This window comes from Streptomyces sp. BR1 (assembly GCF_052373795.1).
In the GTDB taxonomy this organism is placed as follows: Bacteria; Actinomycetota; Actinomycetes; order Streptomycetales; family Streptomycetaceae; genus Streptomyces.
The window spans coordinates 7,156,164-7,171,337 of sequence record NZ_CM126252.1 but is presented as its reverse complement, the minus strand read 5'-3'; the positions used below and the strand labels follow the sequence as shown (position 1 = coordinate 7,171,337).

General features: G+C 69.0%; 19 protein-coding genes and 1 pseudogene. 12 read left to right on the top strand and 8 right to left on the bottom strand.

Annotated elements, in window-relative coordinates; translation table 11 throughout:
* The first annotated feature begins 5 nt into the window (after positions 1–5).
* Complete coding sequence (locus tag ACT1U9_RS31685) at positions 6–887, top strand: hypothetical protein (RefSeq protein ID WP_444536060.1); 882 nt, start codon at positions 6–8, stop codon at positions 885–887.
* A 17-nt stretch (positions 888–904) separates the two neighbouring features.
* Here ACT1U9_RS31685 and ACT1U9_RS31680 read toward each other — a convergent pair whose 3' ends face one another.
* Positions 905–1,756 (bottom strand): LysR substrate-binding domain-containing protein, encoded by an 852-nt coding sequence (locus ACT1U9_RS31680; RefSeq protein WP_444536059.1) that lies wholly within the window; start codon positions 1,754–1,756, stop codon positions 905–907.
* 80 nt (positions 1,757–1,836) lie between these two features.
* On the opposite strand from ACT1U9_RS31680, the gene ACT1U9_RS31675 reads away from it, so the two are divergent.
* From ACT1U9_RS31675 to ACT1U9_RS31640, 8 genes are all read left to right on the top strand, one after another.
* Positions 1,837–2,337, top strand: a complete 501-nt coding sequence (locus ACT1U9_RS31675) for a cupin domain-containing protein (protein WP_444536058.1) — start codon at positions 1,837–1,839, stop codon at positions 2,335–2,337.
* Positions 2,338–2,504: 167 nt separating this feature from the next.
* Positions 2,505–3,086: a hypothetical protein gene (locus tag ACT1U9_RS31670; RefSeq protein WP_444536057.1), complete on the top strand. Its 582-nt coding sequence runs from the start codon at positions 2,505–2,507 to the stop codon at positions 3,084–3,086.
* A gap of 46 nt (positions 3,087–3,132) precedes the next feature.
* Positions 3,133–3,750 (top strand): TOPRIM nucleotidyl transferase/hydrolase domain-containing protein, encoded by a 618-nt coding sequence (locus ACT1U9_RS31665; protein ID WP_444536056.1) that lies wholly within the window; start codon positions 3,133–3,135, stop codon positions 3,748–3,750.
* A gap of 373 nt (positions 3,751–4,123) precedes the next feature.
* Positions 4,124–4,234, top strand: a complete 111-nt coding sequence (locus ACT1U9_RS31660; RefSeq protein WP_188273439.1) for a keywimysin-related RiPP — start codon at positions 4,124–4,126, stop codon at positions 4,232–4,234.
* A 27-nt stretch (positions 4,235–4,261) separates the two neighbouring features.
* Positions 4,262–6,118: a lasso peptide isopeptide bond-forming cyclase gene (locus ACT1U9_RS31655; protein WP_444536055.1), complete on the top strand. Its 1,857-nt coding sequence runs from the start codon at positions 4,262–4,264 to the stop codon at positions 6,116–6,118.
* 25 nt (positions 6,119–6,143) lie between these two features.
* On the top strand, positions 6,144–6,398 hold the full coding sequence (locus ACT1U9_RS31650; protein WP_444536054.1) for a lasso peptide biosynthesis PqqD family chaperone: 255 nt from the start codon (positions 6,144–6,146) through the stop codon (positions 6,396–6,398).
* Positions 6,395–6,829, top strand: coding sequence for a lasso peptide biosynthesis B2 protein (locus tag ACT1U9_RS31645; protein ID WP_444536053.1), 435 nt, complete (start codon positions 6,395–6,397; stop codon positions 6,827–6,829). Before ACT1U9_RS31650 ends, ACT1U9_RS31645 begins: the two co-directional genes overlap by 4 nt.
* Positions 6,826–8,655 carry an ABC transporter ATP-binding protein gene (locus ACT1U9_RS31640; protein WP_444536052.1) on the top strand — a complete coding sequence of 610 codons (1,830 nt, stop codon included), beginning with the start codon at positions 6,826–6,828 and terminating at the stop codon, positions 8,653–8,655. Before ACT1U9_RS31645 ends, ACT1U9_RS31640 begins: the two co-directional genes overlap by 4 nt.
* 123 nt (positions 8,656–8,778) lie before the next feature.
* Here the strand turns inward: ACT1U9_RS31640 and ACT1U9_RS31635 are convergent, their stop codons facing one another.
* The 3 genes and pseudogenes from ACT1U9_RS31635 to arsM all read right to left on the bottom strand — a co-directional run bounded on the left by ACT1U9_RS31635 (position 8,779) and on the right by arsM (position 10,666).
* On the bottom strand, positions 8,779–9,063 hold the full coding sequence (locus tag ACT1U9_RS31635) for a beta/gamma crystallin domain-containing protein (RefSeq protein WP_223184672.1): 285 nt from the start codon (positions 9,061–9,063) through the stop codon (positions 8,779–8,781).
* 385 nt (positions 9,064–9,448) lie between these two features.
* Positions 9,449–9,628: pseudogene (locus tag ACT1U9_RS31630) on the bottom strand (VOC family protein); the annotation flags it as partial.
* Between the two features lie 249 nt (positions 9,629–9,877).
* Positions 9,878–10,666, bottom strand: coding sequence for an arsenite methyltransferase (arsM, locus tag ACT1U9_RS31625; protein ID WP_444536051.1), 789 nt, complete (start codon positions 10,664–10,666; stop codon positions 9,878–9,880).
* A gap of 81 nt (positions 10,667–10,747) precedes the next feature.
* Between arsM and ACT1U9_RS31620 the strand changes: the two genes are divergently transcribed.
* From ACT1U9_RS31620 to ACT1U9_RS31610, 3 genes are read left to right on the top strand one after another with little or no spacing between them, the layout of a single operon-like run.
* Positions 10,748–11,122 (top strand): ArsR/SmtB family transcription factor, encoded by a 375-nt coding sequence (locus ACT1U9_RS31620; RefSeq protein ID WP_444536050.1) that lies wholly within the window; start codon positions 10,748–10,750, stop codon positions 11,120–11,122.
* Positions 11,119–11,856, top strand: a complete 738-nt coding sequence (locus ACT1U9_RS31615; RefSeq protein ID WP_444536049.1) for an aquaporin — start codon at positions 11,119–11,121, stop codon at positions 11,854–11,856. The genes ACT1U9_RS31620 and ACT1U9_RS31615 overlap by 4 nt, the downstream gene beginning before the upstream one ends.
* 31 nt (positions 11,857–11,887) lie before the next feature.
* Complete coding sequence (locus tag ACT1U9_RS31610) at positions 11,888–12,301, top strand: arsenate reductase ArsC (protein ID WP_444536048.1); 414 nt, start codon at positions 11,888–11,890, stop codon at positions 12,299–12,301.
* 28 nt (positions 12,302–12,329) lie between these two features.
* On the opposite strand, the gene ACT1U9_RS31605 is transcribed toward ACT1U9_RS31610, so the two are convergent.
* Genes ACT1U9_RS31605 through ACT1U9_RS31590 form a run of 4 tightly spaced genes read right to left on the bottom strand, consistent with a single transcriptional unit; the run spans position 12,330 to position 14,944 of the window.
* Positions 12,330–12,830: a hypothetical protein gene (locus ACT1U9_RS31605; RefSeq protein WP_444536047.1), complete on the bottom strand. Its 501-nt coding sequence runs from the start codon at positions 12,828–12,830 to the stop codon at positions 12,330–12,332.
* A 31-nt stretch (positions 12,831–12,861) separates the two neighbouring features.
* Positions 12,862–14,001, bottom strand: a complete 1,140-nt coding sequence (locus ACT1U9_RS31600; RefSeq protein ID WP_444536046.1) for an MAB_1171c family putative transporter — start codon at positions 13,999–14,001, stop codon at positions 12,862–12,864.
* A complete protein-coding gene (locus tag ACT1U9_RS31595; protein WP_444536045.1) occupies positions 13,998–14,519 on the bottom strand; it encodes a ParH-like protein in 522 nt (173 codons plus the stop codon). Before ACT1U9_RS31595 ends, ACT1U9_RS31600 begins: the two co-directional genes overlap by 4 nt.
* Positions 14,516–14,944: an XRE family transcriptional regulator gene (locus ACT1U9_RS31590; protein ID WP_444536044.1), complete on the bottom strand. Its 429-nt coding sequence runs from the start codon at positions 14,942–14,944 to the stop codon at positions 14,516–14,518. Before ACT1U9_RS31590 ends, ACT1U9_RS31595 begins: the two co-directional genes overlap by 4 nt.
* Between the last annotated feature and the right edge of the window lie 230 nt (positions 14,945–15,174).

The window sequence follows — 15,174 nt, the reverse complement described above, 5'->3', positions numbered from 1 at the left end:
TCGCCATGACAACCACCGCGAAGAACACGGTTACCGACGGCACTGCCACCTCGGTCGGCATCCCGGTGGGCGAGGTCGTCCTCGCCGCTCGTGAGCTGGCCAAGGGCGGCCGGTGGCACACCGCCGCGCGCCTGCTGGATGCAACCACGGCAACGGACATACCTGCCCGCGCACTGCTCGCTCTGGCTGCCGCCGAAGTCGCCCTGGAATGCGACTGGTTCGGTGGGACCAGCATGGCGACCGGACGCCTGAGCGCCGCGCAGGAAGTCTTCGAGGTCGCGGACGTCGCTCCCGCCAGCCGCTGGGATCTGGCCTTTCTACGGCTGAGGCACGAGTACTTCGGCCAGATCATCGGCGCCGGAAAGTTGCAGTTGGGGCCGGAGGGCAAAGAACCGGAAGTGATCGCAGAACTCCGGGACCGCGCCCACGATCTGCGCCGCCAGGCTCCCGATGAAGTGCGTCGCGGTTGGGCGGAGATGTACATCGGTCTGATCGCGGACAACCTGTTCGCGGAGCGCGACGCCGCACCCGCCCACTACCAGGCCGCGTTGGACGCCGGCGAGGCCGGTGACAACCTGCTCGCCCGCGAGGCGCTGCGCCACCTCGGAGACCATGACCACGACGACGGCGACCACCAGGTGGCGCTTGAGCGCTGGATGCGGGCAGCCGAACTGGGTGCCCGCGCCGGCGCCGTCCCCGGCACCCTCTCGCAACAGTTGTTGCTGGCAGTCCTCGCCCGGGACAGCGGCGACCAGGCCGGAGCCACGGCGCTGGCGCGTGAGACGGCCCGCTGGGCCGGAGCCCTCGGCGCTACTCACATCAAGACCCAGGCCACCGGTTTCCTGGCGGGCGCCGACCCGACGGCACCTCCGGAGAACCACTCCTGACCACCCCGAGGAGGCGTTCAGTCGCGATAGGCAGCGGTCGCGATCTTGACGAACGAGCGGAGCAAAGGATTCGCATCGCCTTCGTTCCACGCCACCACCGCCTGGCTCGGTGCCATGTCGGTCACCGGCACCACGGTGAGCCCGTCCCCCGGCTCGTGGCCCAGGACGGTCATACCGACCGTGCCGTTCCAGAGAACGGCCTGCCGGCATTCCTGGACGGCGCGCACCACCGGACCCTCGCGGGATTCCCCGCCGTTCCAGTACGACTGCCAGATGGAGTCGGTGCCTTGAGGGAACAGGAACCAGCGGCGGTCAGCCAGGTCGGCGAGGGTCAGGCCGGCGCGGCCGGCCAGCGGATCGTCGGCTCGTAGCAGCGCGCCCACCGGGTCGGCACGCAGTCGGCGCACGCTCAGGCCGGTCTCGTTGAACGGCCCGCGAGACAGGGCGATGTCGACCAGTCCGGCGTGCAACCCGCAGGTGGGATCGGTCAGATCGGTCTCGCGGATGCGGACCTCAACGTGCGGGTGCCGCCGGTGGTAGGCGTCGGCCAGCCGGGTCACGCTCGGGTCGGTGCTGTCACCGAGGATGCCGATGGTGATGGTCGCGGCACCGGCCGCAGCGGCCACGCGCACGCGTACCCGCTCGGCCCGGTCGAGCAGTGCGCGCGCCTCATCGAGCAGTACCACCCCTACCGGAGTAAGCGTGACACCGGCGGAGGACCTGTCGAACAGCGCCGCGCCGAGCTCGGTCTCCAACTGCTTGATCGCCCGGCTCAGTGGCGGCTGACTCATACGCAGCCGAGCGGCGGCCCGGCCGAAATGGAGTTCCTCGGCGACCGCCACGAAGTAGCGCAGCGTTCGTAGTTCCACGCTGCGACGATACCCGTACGGTATCGACATCGGAGAACGGGTCTTGGACAGTCCCGGTGCCCCGGCGGTGGAATCGGAGCATGACCGACGAACCCAAGCCCAGCGAACCCATCGCCGACCCCGCCGTATCGGTGGTCGGCCCGGACGACGGTGAGACCATCCACCTGGGCACCACCCGACTGCGCGTCCTCGAAGACGGCAGCAACACCGGACACCGCCTCGGGCTCGCCGAGTCCGTCCTCGCGCCGCACACCCCCGGACCACCGCAACACCGCCACGCCCAGCACGACGAGGGTTTCTACGTCATCTCCGGCACGGTGCGGTTCACGGTCGGGGACGACGACTACGACGCTACGGCGGGCACGCTCGTCATGGTCCCGACCGGAGCCCCGCACACGTTCGCCAACACGACCGACCAACCGGCCGTCATGCTCAGTACCTTCACACCGGACCTGTACGTGCAGTATTTCCGGGACCTGCGCGACATGATCGCCGCCGGCCAGGCGCCGACCCCACAGGCAACCATCCGAACAATGAGCCGTTACGCCACCGAGCCCGCCACCGACTTCGCGCAGAACTGAAAGGAATCGCATACGGCACCGACCATGTGCCGCTGCGCGGGGCAAGGAAAGCAAGGGCGGGGGGAGGAAACCGTCGGGGGTGCGCGGGCCACCGGCCCCACCACCCCGAACCCCGATGAGTACGAGGACCAATGACACCCTGGCAGCATGCGAGGGAAGATCGGGGCATGACAATGCTCAGGCTGACGGGGATGCGGCGCGGAATGCTGCCGATGGCGGTACTGGCCGTGCTGGCGGCGGGATGCGGGACAGAGCGGTCCGGGGATGCCGGCGACGCGTACCGGAGTTCGCATCCCACGCCGACCGGGATCTCGACACCGAGCACACCCGCGGACTTCGCCTGCCCCGGCGAGAGCTCCGTGCCGACGCCGACCGCGACCGCCTCGTTCACGGCCGCGCCCGGCGATCACTATGCCGAGAACCACGGCTTCAGGGTGCCCTTCGAGCTGCACGGCCAGCACCGTTGCGATGGGCTCGCGGCCATCAAGCGCGTCAAGAACGCGCTCGAACCACTGCGCAAGCGCGGTGACTTCGCGCCGGAACACACCTTCAGCGCGCTCACCGGCCTGGGATACCCCACGGAGAAGGTGCGGTCCTACCAGGACGGTTCGGGCGTCGGCTTCCTCGTCGAGGCCGACCCCTGGCCGGTGTGCGTGGAGGGCACGATGAACGGCGCATCCATGCGCGCGGACGCGTTCGGCGGCTACCCCGACCACAGCGGTTGCGAGGTCCCCAGCGGCGGGCACTGAGAAAAATTTGCGTGCCGTCCAGTCGGTGGACCTGCAGACTCGCCCCATGGCGGACATGCAGGCGTTCCGGGACGCGGTAAGTGAATGGGCGAGCGGCGGTTCCGCCGGATCGGCGAGTGATCTGGCTGTGCGGCTCGGGGTGCGGACCGCGGTGCTGCTCGAAGGGCCCAGTGATCTCGCGGCCGTTGAGGCGTTGGCCGCACGACGTGGGCGGGATCTCGCCGATGAGGGGGTGTGCGTCGTATCGATGGGCGGGGCGACGAGTGTCGGCCACTACGCCGACCTGCTCGGGCTGCCCGGCCTCGGCCTGCGCCTGGTGGGGCTGTGCGACGAGAACGAGCAGCCCTTCTACGAGCGCGGCCTGAAGCGGGCGGGGGCGCCGCACGAGGGGTTCTTCGTGTGCGTGAAGGACCTGGAGGAGGAGCTCATCCGCGCGCTGGGCACAGCGAGGGTCGAGGAGATCGTCCGGGCCGAGGGCGACCTCCGTGCCTGGCAGACCTTCCTGCACCAGCCCGCACAGCACGGTAGGCCCCGCCAGCAGCAGTTGCGGCGCTTCCTCGGGACGAAGAAGGGCCGCAAGATCCGCTACGGCCGCGTACTCGTCGAGGCCCTCGGCCCCGAACAGGTACCGGCTCCGCTCGACGATCTCCTCAAGAGCCTGTGACCGACTCGGGAAAGGGGCGCACAATTGCCGGGCGCGGGCCGGTAAAGTAGCGAGACGGAAAACAAGGGCGCTTGACCATGCGATCGCGCTGCGGTGGTGCGCCCCTTTCCATCGATAGTCAAGGCCTCACCAAGCGTGCTGATGAAATCGTTCCGCTCGTCGCACACAGGGGATCGAGTTCATATTCCGCACGGACCCGTGGTCCGGACCTGATAGGCCGAAACATTCTCCCCGTGGTCCGATTGTCGGATAATCATATGACGTTCGCCATCCTTGCCAGCTCCAGCTGACCTGCGCATACCTTTGTCCCTGGCCGCCTCCCGACTCCCCGGGGGGTGGTGACGTTCGGTCAGAGGGAACAGAAGGAGTCGTCATGAAGAAGGCGTACGAGGCGCCGACGCTCGTCCGGCTGGGTTCTTTCCGGAAGAACACGGGTCTTCTGGGACGTCACGGAAACGACCGCCTTATTCTCAGCAAGAACTGACGGTCGACGGTACGTCCATTCGACGTCATGACTGACACGCACGCAGGTGCGAGTCCGGGCCGCGGCGACGCGCATTTCGCGGTCTTTCCGGACCGCGAGGACGCGGCCGCCGCGGCCCGCCTCTTCACCCGCCCCGGAACTCGTATCCTGCCCCACGCCTCGGGACGTCCCTGGCTGATCGGCCGGTGGCACGACGACGAGATCGTGACCGCCCAGACCGGTCCCGCAGCCCTCGCCGTCATCGGCTGCTGTCCACTCGACACCACCCAACTGCGGCGTCGCGCCACACAGTTGCGGGACCTCACCCAGCTCGACGCGCTGGCCCGCTCCACTCCCGGCAGCTTCCACCTGGTGGCGGCGCTCGACGGACGGCTCCGGGTGCAGGGCACCGCCTCCGGACTGCGGCTCGTCTTCCACGCCGAGATCGGCGGGGTACGCGTCGCCGCCACCCGCGCCGACGTACTCGGCGCCGCCCTCGGCACGGAACCGGACGTGCAGCAGGTGGCGGTCAGGCTGCTGTGGCCGATCCCCCATCCGTTGCAGGAGACACCGCTGTGGCGAGACGTCACCGCCGTGTCCCCGGAGGACGCCCTCGTCGTCTCGGCGGACGGCCGGGCGGCCCGCCACTCGCGCTGGTGGACTCCTCCCGAGCCGGTACGGACGCTCACCGCCGGCGCGGACCTGGCCCGCGACGCACTCGCCGACGCCGTCAACACCCGTACCCGGCAAGGCGGCACGGTCAGCTGCGACCTGTCCGGAGGCCTGGACTCCACCTCCGTCTGCTTCCTCGCCGACCGCTCGCCCGCCCATGTCGTGGCCAGCACCTGGCCCGGACGCGATCCCGCCGACACCGATCTGCACTGGGCCCGGCAAGCCGCCGAATTCCTGCCGGACGTCGAACACGTCGTGTGGGACGCCGATGCCTCCCCACTCGTCTACACCGATCTGCTCACCATCGACGACCTGCTGGACGAGCCCACCATCGGCGTCATGGACCGCTCCCGCGTGCTGCACCATCTGCCCGGCATGGCCGAGCGGGGCAGCCGTCTGCATCTGACCGGCATCGGCGGCGACCATGTGGCGTGGTGCTCCGAGGCGTACTACCACCGCCTCCTGCGCACCCGCCCGCTGTTCGCCCTACGGCAGCTACGGGGCTTCCGTGCCCTGTGGCAATGGCCGCTCACAGGCACGGCGCGCACCCTGAGCGATTCACGGCCGTACGGGAAGTGGCTGGCGGACACCGTCGGGCGGCTGCGCGACCCCCTTCCGGCAACCGTCGACGGCGCCCTCGGCTGGGGCGGGGCGCCGCGCCTGTTCGACTGGGTGACGCCCGAAGGTGAGTGGCTGGCCGCGCGGGCGCTGCGCGCGGCGGCCCAGCACGCACAGCCGCTCCACCGTGACCGCGGTCTGCACGCCGATCTGGAACAGATCCGCTCCTGCACCCGCATCATCCGCCAGTGGGACGTGATGGCCGCCAAGGCCGGTGTGCCGATGGCGTCGCCGTTCCTGGACGACCGTGTCATCGAGGCGTTCCTTGCTGTCCGGCCCAGTGAGCGTGTGTCGCCCTGGCAGTACAAACCCCTGCTGACCGCCGCCATGCAGGGCGTCGTCCCGGACGTATGTCTGCGGCGCAGCAACAAGGCCGCCGCGTCCATGGACGCGTCCAACGGGCTGCGCGAGCACCGCGCCGATCTACTGGCTTTGTGGGAGGACTCACGGCTGGAACGCCTGGGCCTGGTGAACGGTGACGCGCTGCGCAGCCTCGCCCGGCGGCCCGCGACGCCAGGACTCCAGCACGCCATCCTCTACTCCACGATCGCCGCCGAGGTATGGCTGCGCGGTCTGCCGCGCGGCGCGAAGGCCGGGGCGGCCACTTCCACCTGACCCTTGAGCGAAAGGTACGTACACCATGGCACTGCGGTTCGGCCCCGACGTCTCCACCGCACACACCGACTACGGAACCGTCCTCCTCGACGAACGCAGCGGCCAGTACTGGGAGTTGAACCCCACCGCCACGCTGATCATCGAGACGCTGCTCGCGGGCAAGGACGAGGCGGCGGCCACGGACGCGCTCGTCGTGGAGTTCGACATCGACCGGGAGCGGGCGCAACGGGACGTCAGCGAACTGGTCGCCGAACTGCGCGCCTCGGGACTCGCCGCATGACCACACCCAGCGCTCTGGAGCGCCCCACCGGTGTGCCCTTCGCGCGGCGACTGGGCGCCCGACTGGTCCTCCTTCCCGCCGTCGCCCTCTCCTTCCTGCCGCCGCGCCGCATCCGCGGCGTGCTCAACCTGGCGCGCCATGGCGCCGCACCTGCGACGGCCGCCCAGGCGAAGAACGCCCGCGACGCGATGTGTGCCGTGAGCCTGCTCTGCGCCTCCCCGCGCGGCTGCCTGCCCCGCTCCCTGGGTGCGGCGCTGCTGTGCCGACTGGGCGGCAGCTGGCCCACGTGGTGCACGGGGGCGCGGGTCGTACCGCCGTTCACCGCCCATGCCTGGATCGAGGCCGACGGCCGCCCCGTCGACGAAGGGGTGCCCGACGACTACTTCACCCGGCTGATGGCGGTCACCCCGGTGAGCCGGCCGGCTCGATGACCCCCTCACATGCGGAAGCCCCCGACCGTACGACCCGGGGCGCCATCGCCGCCATGTTCCGGCTCACCGCCGGGCACCGGGGCGCGATGGCCCTCGCAACGGTGCTGACGCTGGTGGGCTCGGCCCTCGGGTTGGCCCAACCGCTCGTCGCCAAACGCATCGTGGACGCGAGCGGCGCGGGCCGGACGTTCTGGTCGCTGCTGGCGCTCCTGGGCGCGCTGTTCGTCGTCGAGGCGGCGACCGGGGCCATCGGCAGGTTCCTGCTGGAACGCATGGGTGAGGGCATCGTGTGCCGGATGCGGCACGGCCTGGTCAGGCATCTGCTCCGGTTGGAGATGAAGGAGTACGACCGGCATCGCACCGGCGACCTCATCTCCCGGGTCACGGCCGACACCACCCTGCTGCGGGAGGTGGTGGCCCAGGCGCTGGTCGACCTGGGGACGGGGGCAGTCGTATCGGCGGGCGCGATCGCCCTGATGATGTGGCTGGATCCGTTGCTGCTGCTCCTGGTCGCCCTCACGGTGGCCGCGGCCGCGGTGATCGTGGCATCTCTGCTCAAGGGCATCAGGGCCGCGTCCGAACGTATTCAGAACTCGGTCGGTGCCATCGCCGCCGAACTGGAGCGCGCACTGAGCGCGTTGCCGATGGTCCGGGTGCACCGGGCGGAGGAGCGCGAGGCGGCGCGGATCGGCGAGCGGATCGACCAGGCGTACAGCGCGGGAGTACGAACCGCGCAGTTGGCCTCGGTGATGAGCCCCGCCGTCGAACTGGCCGTCCAGGGCTCCTTCTTGCTCGTCCTGGTCATCGGCGGTCTGCGCGTGAACAGCCACACGGGCTCGCTCGGCGACCTGGTCGCCTTCCTGCTGTACGCCTCGTATCTGGTCCTGCCCTTGTCGTCGGTCTTCCGGGCGGTCGGTCTCATCCAGCGCGGTATGGGCGCCTACCAACGGGTGGCGGAGGCGCACGACCTCCCGACGGAGCCGGAGCAACCTTCGGCGCGAGCCACCACCACTATGGGTACCACCAAGCCAACGGCGGCCCTCGCCCTGCGGGATCTCCACTTCGGTTACGAGCCGGACCGGCCCGTGCTGCGCGGCGTCTCCTTCACCGTTCCCCACCATCAGCAAGTCGCCCTGGTCGGACGGTCGGGAGCGGGCAAGAGCACCCTCTTCGCACTGGTGGCACGGTTCTACGAACCGGATGCGGGAACCCTCCTGTTCGACGGCCGGCCCACGACCGAGCTGAGCCGCGACCGGTGCCGGGCGAGTATCGCCGTCGTCGACCAGAACACCCACGTCGTACACGGTTCCCTGCGGGACAACGTCACGTACGCCGTACCCAACGCCAGCGACACCGAGATCCACCGTGTCATCGAACTCGCCCAACTGGAAGGGGTGGTCCGGCGTTTGCCCGGCGGCTTGTCGGGCGTACTCGGCGAGCGCGGCGCGACGCTCTCCGCCGGGGAACGGCAGCGAGTCGCCCTGGCCCGCGCGCTGCTGGCCCGCCCGTCCCTGCTCCTGCTCGATGAACCGACCTCACACCTCGACGCCATCAACGAGGCAGCACTCACCACGGTCATGCGGGACGCCGCCCAGGAGTGCGCCCTTCTGGTGATCGCGCATCGGCTGTCCACCGTCCAACATGCCGACCGGATCGTCGTCCTGGAGGGCGGCCGGGCGATCGCATGCGGTCGCCACGAAGAACTGCTCGCTACCAGTCCCGCATACCGCAAACTCGCCGCCGGTCAAATGCTCACACCTGCAGCGTTGCCTTCCGCCACCTGCCGATGCTGGCCACGCCCGGAAAGGCGCGGCCAGCATCAGTGAGCCGGATGCAAGCAGATTCACACTATCGGGAATGGGAATTCGCTGCCCGCCCGGAAACCGGCGGTATCCGCAAATTGACGATCATGGAAAATTGCCATCCAGGGCGACCGGCCCGTCAACTCGTCACAGGATTTCGATGGAGTTGACCTTCGGCGGACGGTTCGGGAAAGTGATCTCGTGCCAACGCTCGATCTTCACCGAGTCACCGTTGGCGTCGTAGTAGATCAAGTCGTTGTTCCCCGTGGAGATCTTGTCGACCCACCACCCGCCGAAGTCGGTCCTCCCCTTGTTCGCGTAGCAGTCCACGCTGTCTCGCCCATTGCTGTGCGACCAGATCTTCAGAAAGTTTTCCCCGCCGCGACAGGCGACGTGGTCGATGGCAAAAGCGTTACCGGTCGGCATGGCCATGGTGATCGCGGCAGTTGCCGCGAATGCCACGGCCGCGGAACGCGCGACCTTCTTTGTTATTGAGATCACAAGTTCTCCTAAACTCGAACAACGAATCGGGAGTTCACTTCGCGACGACCGCGGGCGGCGTGATGCTCAACACGCATCTCCATGCCCCCACAACGCGGCCATCACGTCATCTCGCGCTTGCACAACGACGATCCTATAAAGCGGCTGTACATGGCAATCTGTTGTGTGGTCCGCGGCTGGAATGCACCCCCAAATGTCTAGATCGGGGTACATGTTGAGGAGTTGACAGGTTTCAGCCGGACCGTCTCCCGCATCCCTGTCGGTCCCGTACGAGACAGAACGGGTGACCCGCCGGATCTGCGAAGACCCGTGCGTCCTAGCCGATGAGCGTCCTCTTCGGACGGACCACGCAGAACTCGTTGCCCTCCGGATCGGCCAGTACGGTCCATGACTCGCTGCCGGTCTGTCCGACGTCCGCGCGTCGGGCGCCGAGGGCGAGGATGCGCTCGATCTACGCATCGCGGTCCTCCGCGGCGGACGTCAGATCGAGGTGCAGATCGACCTCCTCCGCGCGTGGGGCCCGGAGGAGTAAGACGTATCGTTGGCCCGGGGTGCAGCATGGCCGCGGCCGGCCCGGCCCCCGTTGAGGGTGTCTCCCCTCACCGTGACCGGCCGCGAGCTATCGATGTCCACCCGCTTCGATGGACAAGCATCTTGATCAGTGCGGCAACGGCATCTCAGCCCTGGTACTGCTCCCCCTCCCGTACCCTGCCAAGCCTTCCCGTCAACTCACCTGTCCAACAACCTATTTGGACAGGTCTGGACACCCTGGGACGGGTTGGGGTGTGGTGGGCTTGTGGGCGCGGACTATGGCCGAGTGCATGCCGTCGGCGACCGCGTGGGTGGGGGTGATCTCGATGTCCGTGAAGCCCGCCGCCTCCAGCCCCGCGCGGTATTCGGCGAAGGACAGGGCTCCCGCGATGCAGCCGGCGTAGTCGCCGCGCTCGGCCCGCTGTTCGGGGGTGAGGGTGTCGTCGGCGACGACGTCGGAGACGCCGATCCGGCCGCCGGGCCTGAGTACGCGGAAGGTCTCGGCGAAGACGGCGGGCTTGTCGGTGGACAGGTTGATCACACAGTTGGAGATCACTACGTCGATGGTGTGCGCGGGCAGCGGGATCGCCTCGATCGTGCCCTTGAGGAACTCGACGTTCGTCGCGCCTGCCTTCGCGGCGTTGGCGACGGCCAGGGCGAGCATCTCCTCGGTCATGTCCAGCCCGTACGCCCTGCCGGTGGGGCCGACGCGGCGGGCGGAGAGCAGGACGTCGATGCCGCCGCCGGAGCCGAGGTCGAGGACGCGTTCGCCCTCGCTCAGCTCGGCCACGGCGGTCGGGTTGCCGCAGCCGAGGGAGGCGGCGACCACTTCGGCGGGCAGTGTGTCGCGTTCGTCGGCGGCGTACAGGGTCGAGCCGAAGTTCTCGTCGATCTCGACCTGCTGCGGCCCGCAGCAGGCGGTGCCGCCCTCGGTGACCTTCACGGCCGCGGCCGCGTACCGCCGGCGGACGGTCTCACGTATGACATTGGACTGATCGCTCATGACTCACTCCACTGAACTGCCTGTATTGACCTTCATCGATTCAACCTTGCGCCTCGAATCGAAAAACGTCAACATAGACACATGTCGAAGCAAGAGCTTGAGGTGATCGGCCAGGTCGCCGCCTGCTGCCCGGGCCTGTCCGCCGAGCCGCTGGGCGAGGACCAGGCGGTGGAGCTGGCGAAGGTGTTCAAGGCCCTGGGCGACCCGGTCCGGCTGCGCCTGATGTCGATGATCGCCTCGCGCGGGGAGGGCGGCGAGGTCTGCGTATGCGAGCTGACCCCGGCCTTCGACCTCTCCCAGCCGACGATCTCCCACCACCTCAAGCTGCTGCGCCAGGCTGGGCTGATCGACTGCGAGCGCCGCGGTACCTGGGTGTACTACTGGGTGCTGCCCGGCGTCCTGGACGATCTCGCGGCGTTCCTGACCGTCCCGCAGCCCGCCGGCGCCACCGCGTGAACGCGCCGATCGGCCGCCGCGTCGCCGCCGAGGCGATCGGGACCGGGCTGCTCGTGGCCGTGGTGGTCGGCTCCGGTATCCAGGCCACCGAGCTGTCGCACGACGTCGGCGTGCAGCTGCTGGCCAACTGCCTCGCCACCGTCTTCGGCCTGGGCGTACTGATCGCCCTGCTCGGGCCGGTCTCCGGCGCGCACTTCAACCCGGCCGTCACCCTCGCCGCCTGGTTCACCGGCCGCCGCACTCCGGACGGCCTTCCTTTGCGGGACGTCGCCGCGTACGTGCCCGCCCAGATCGTGGGTGCGATCGGCGGGGCGGTCCTGGCCGACGCGATGTTCGCCAAGCCGCTGGTCAGGTTCTCCACCCACGACCGGTCCGCCGGTCACTTGTGGCTCGGCGAGGTCGTCGCCACGGCCGGGCTGGTCCTGCTGATCTTCGGCCTCAGCCGGATCGGCCGCGCCGCGCTCGCTCCGGTCGCGGTGGCCTCGTACATCGGGGCCGCCTACTGGTTCACCTCCTCGACGTCGTTCGCGAACCCGGCGGTGACCATCGGCCGGGCCTTCACCGACACCTTCGCCGGGATCGCACCCGCCTCCGTCACCCCGTTCATCGCCGCCCAATTGCTCGGCGCCGCACTCGGACTCGCCGTCGTGGCCGCGATATACGGCCCGAGCACCGCCCCGGCACACCGCGAGATCGGCGTCCCGCGCAGCGAACCCGAACCCGCCTCCTCCTGAGCACGCCCCACCCCCGAGAAAGACACCCACCATGAGCACTCCCGCCTCGCGCCCGTCGGTGCTGTTCGTCTGCGTCCACAACGCCGGCCGCTCCCAGATGGCAGCCGCCTTCCTCACCCACCTCGCGGGCGACCGCGTCGAGGTCCGCTCCGCGGGATCCGCTCCCGCCGACACCGTCAACCCGACCGTGGTCGAAGCGATGAGCGAGGTGGGCATCGACATCTCCGCCCGGGCCCCGAAGATCCTCACGGCGGAGGCCGTCCAGGCGTCCGACGTCGTGATCACCATGGGCTGCGGCGACGCCTGCCCCGTCTTCCCCGGCAAGCGCTACCTCGACTGGCAGCTCGACGACCCGGCCGGTCAGGGCGTCGAGGCCGTACGCCCGATCCGCGACGCGATCGAGACACGCGTCCGCGCACTGATCTCGGAAGTGGCGCCCGGCTGACGGTCGCCCCTCCGCCGCTCGACAACGCTCAGGACGGGCTCGGCCTGGTGCAGAGGAAACACCCCTCCCAGTGCGGGAGCGCACTGAGGATCCGGTGCTGTACGCATGAGGCCATCGCGCGTTCGTCCGGCCCGGGGAAGCCTCCGACGAGGTCGGTGTCGTCGGCCGATACGAAGGAATCGACCATGTCTTTGAACTGGTGCAGGTAGTCACGGGCGAAGGGTGGGTCATAACCCAACTCGCTCCAGCGATGGCCGCTCAGCGCGAGCGTCGTGGCGCGCAGCACGAAGTCCTTCGACCGGGCACGTTCCGATGGAGTCGTGCCCCATGCGATGTCTTCCAGGTCGAATCCGACAACCCCTCGACCCATCACGTTCTGATCCTGAAGCGTGAGAAGAGACGCGAAGCGGTAGTCCCACACGTCGTCGGCGAGCTCGGACACCGCCAACATCAGCACGTCGACGAACACCTCTGTGCCACCGTTGGACAGGTCCAGACTCTTGCCGCCACCACCGAATACGTTCCCCACGCGGCCACGGTACGACACCTCGGGCGCAGCACTAGACAGGCAGGTCTGCCCGGCGTGGGGCCAATAGCGCTTGGCTGGCGAAGGACCTTGATATGGCGGCCAGTTGGGACGCCTCGGCATCCGTTCCCACCTCTCTCCCCTCGGCGTCGGCCTCCGGTGGCAGGGGGCGGTACCCGGACTCCGGCGCCCGGGCGGGCGAGTCGGCCGTCGCCTTGTCCAGCGCCGTCGCAATGGCCGCCGCCGACTCGGCGGCCGTTACCGGCTCGGGCAGTGTTTCCATGCGTGGGCGCAGCAGGAGCAGCCCGTCGTGGATTTCGATGACCCGACGGTATAACGCGAAACGCACTGCGCGTGAGGTCAGCTGACGGATACGTATGCTCCGCCGGGGCGGCTGAAGCGCGATCTCCGGAAACTCCCGATGCAGCGCGGACCACAGCGGGGTCAGCGCCCGGTAGGTGCGGTGCGACCACCACCAGTGCCGTAGCGGAGTCCAGGCGGAAGTGCTGCCTCCGGCGATGACCAGGGTCGCGCAGACCAGGCCCAGGACGGTGGAGACGGTGTCCTCGCCGTCGGTCTGGCGCCCGGTGAACAGGGCGAGCCGGATGTCGTCCAGGCCCCAGGCCGTCCACACCACGCCCAGGGCCACGCCGCCGCAGAACAGACGCAGCCCGATGCGCTGGACCCCTGGCCCGGCCTGTCGGGCTCTGCGCAGGGTCACCCTCACCAGGGCCACCAAGTGCCAGGCCGGGAACAGGGTGATGACCGTGTCGTACGCCGCCAGGAACGGACGCCGACCGATGTCGACGAAGAGTTCTCCAGAGGTGTGTTGGAGGTCGGCTGCCGAGAAGAGCACCACCATGACGACGAGGGTCGACGCGGTGGTGATGACCTGCCGCCGGACCGATCGGGCGGCCAGCAGGCCCAGGCAGGAGACGGCCAGCATCCGCAGTTGATCGCCCATCAGCATGGGCAGACCCGGCAGGGCGATGGTGTGCTCGACGGCCCGGGCTGCTGCAGGGGCGAGGACGATGAGGGCGATGCCGAGGCAGAAGACGGAACGGTGGACATATCGCTGGGCAGCCGCTGCGTGTTCGCCTCGTAAGGTGCTCCACCGGTAGACACCGAATACGCACAGGGCCAGCCCGACGAGGCACTGGAGGAGATCGGTCATGGCCGCCTCCGCCGTGGTGCGGGGCCGAGGAAGGGGTCCGGGGGCTGCCCGGGCAGATCCCACACCGCACGCTGGATGATCAGCGAGGCCAGTAACTCGGCTTCCTGCTCCTGTGGTTCGGTGTAGATCGTCCGGCCAAGGACGCGGTGCACCAGCTCGTCCGCGAGGTGCGGTGTCAGTTCGGTGGAGAGTGTGCCGTCGTGGCCGCACAGGAGGTGGGACAGCTCGTGCACGAGGATGTGCTGACGGTGGAGCGGAGAGGTGTCCGCCGCGTAGGCGATGTAGTCGGCCAGATCCGCGCTGACCAGCAGACCGCAGGGCACACCGGGAGTCCAGGGGATCGGCATGAGCTCGATCGGTCTGCCGCGCTGTTCGGCCGCGGCGGCGATGAGCTCGACCGCGTCGAACGGAACGGGGAGGTCCAGTGAGGCGGCGATGCCCCGGCACCGTCGCAGCCGGTCTTTCTCCGCGGTGGATGGGCGGCCTGCCCGGTCGGCACCCCAACGGCGGTGTCTCACCGCTCGGTTGACCTGCGGCGATCGGCCTCCCGGCGGGCGATGGACTCGATCAGGTCGCGTACGGTGCCGAGTCCGTCGGGGGACAGATTGACCGCGCGCAGGGCGACATCGCGTACACCGGCGTCCCGCATGGCGGAGAGCAGGGCGACCTCCTCGGAGATCTGGGCGCTCTCGGCGTCGTCGAAGAAGTACGCGACCGGCACCTGGAAGAACGCGGCCAGCGCCTCCAGATGCCGCTTGGTGGGGTTGTCCCGGCGGCCCGTCCGCAACTGCCACAGATAAGTGGCCGAGAACGTCTCTCCGCTGGAGTCACGGCAGGCCCGCGCAACGTCCTCGTTGCTGTACGGAGTGCGGTCCGGGCGGCGTACCGCCTGGAAGAGGGCCTCTATTCGCTCGGCCAATGACTGGGTTCCGGCCTCCGGCACTGCCCCACCTCCGTTCTGTAGCGGCATAGTAACCGACCTCCCGACCCCGGCCAGGGTCGAGCCGACAGCAACGGTATGAACTGAGATGAATGAACTGGACAGCTTCTTCACACCAGTTGACACCTCTTGGCCCGGTCGGCCAAGCTTCGAATCGCCTTGAGGGCGCCATACCCGATCGAGCCTGACCGAGCCCGATCGCATCCGGTCGAGTCAGATCGGGCGCCCGTCCG

What these genes read in the sequence shown, in the direction of transcription:
- ACT1U9_RS31685 (WP_444536060.1), top strand. Translation starts at nt 6, where the DNA reads ATGACAACCACCGCGAAGAACACGGTTACCGACGGCACTGCCACCTCG.
- ACT1U9_RS31675 (WP_444536058.1), top strand. Translation starts at nt 1,837, where the DNA reads ATGACCGACGAACCCAAGCCCAGCGAACCCATCGCCGACCCCGCCGTA.
- ACT1U9_RS31670 (WP_444536057.1), top strand. Translation starts at nt 2,505, where the DNA reads ATGACAATGCTCAGGCTGACGGGGATGCGGCGCGGAATGCTGCCGATG.
- ACT1U9_RS31665 (WP_444536056.1), top strand. Translation starts at nt 3,133, where the DNA reads ATGGCGGACATGCAGGCGTTCCGGGACGCGGTAAGTGAATGGGCGAGC.
- ACT1U9_RS31660 (WP_188273439.1), top strand. Translation starts at nt 4,124, where the DNA reads ATGAAGAAGGCGTACGAGGCGCCGACGCTCGTCCGGCTGGGTTCTTTC.
- ACT1U9_RS31655 (WP_444536055.1), top strand. Translation starts at nt 4,262, where the DNA reads ATGACTGACACGCACGCAGGTGCGAGTCCGGGCCGCGGCGACGCGCAT.
- ACT1U9_RS31650 (WP_444536054.1), top strand. Translation starts at nt 6,144, where the DNA reads ATGGCACTGCGGTTCGGCCCCGACGTCTCCACCGCACACACCGACTAC.
- ACT1U9_RS31645 (WP_444536053.1), top strand. Translation starts at nt 6,395, where the DNA reads ATGACCACACCCAGCGCTCTGGAGCGCCCCACCGGTGTGCCCTTCGCG.
- ACT1U9_RS31640 (WP_444536052.1), top strand. Translation starts at nt 6,826, where the DNA reads ATGACCCCCTCACATGCGGAAGCCCCCGACCGTACGACCCGGGGCGCC.
- ACT1U9_RS31635 (WP_223184672.1), bottom strand. Translation starts at nt 9,063, where the DNA reads ATGGCCATGCCGACCGGTAACGCTTTTGCCATCGACCACGTCGCCTGT.
- arsM (WP_444536051.1), bottom strand. Translation starts at nt 10,666, where the DNA reads ATGAGCGATCAGTCCAATGTCATACGTGAGACCGTCCGCCGGCGGTAC.
- ACT1U9_RS31620 (WP_444536050.1), top strand. Translation starts at nt 10,748, where the DNA reads ATGTCGAAGCAAGAGCTTGAGGTGATCGGCCAGGTCGCCGCCTGCTGC.
- ACT1U9_RS31610 (WP_444536048.1), top strand. Translation starts at nt 11,888, where the DNA reads ATGAGCACTCCCGCCTCGCGCCCGTCGGTGCTGTTCGTCTGCGTCCAC.
- ACT1U9_RS31600 (WP_444536046.1), bottom strand. Translation starts at nt 14,001, where the DNA reads ATGACCGATCTCCTCCAGTGCCTCGTCGGGCTGGCCCTGTGCGTATTC.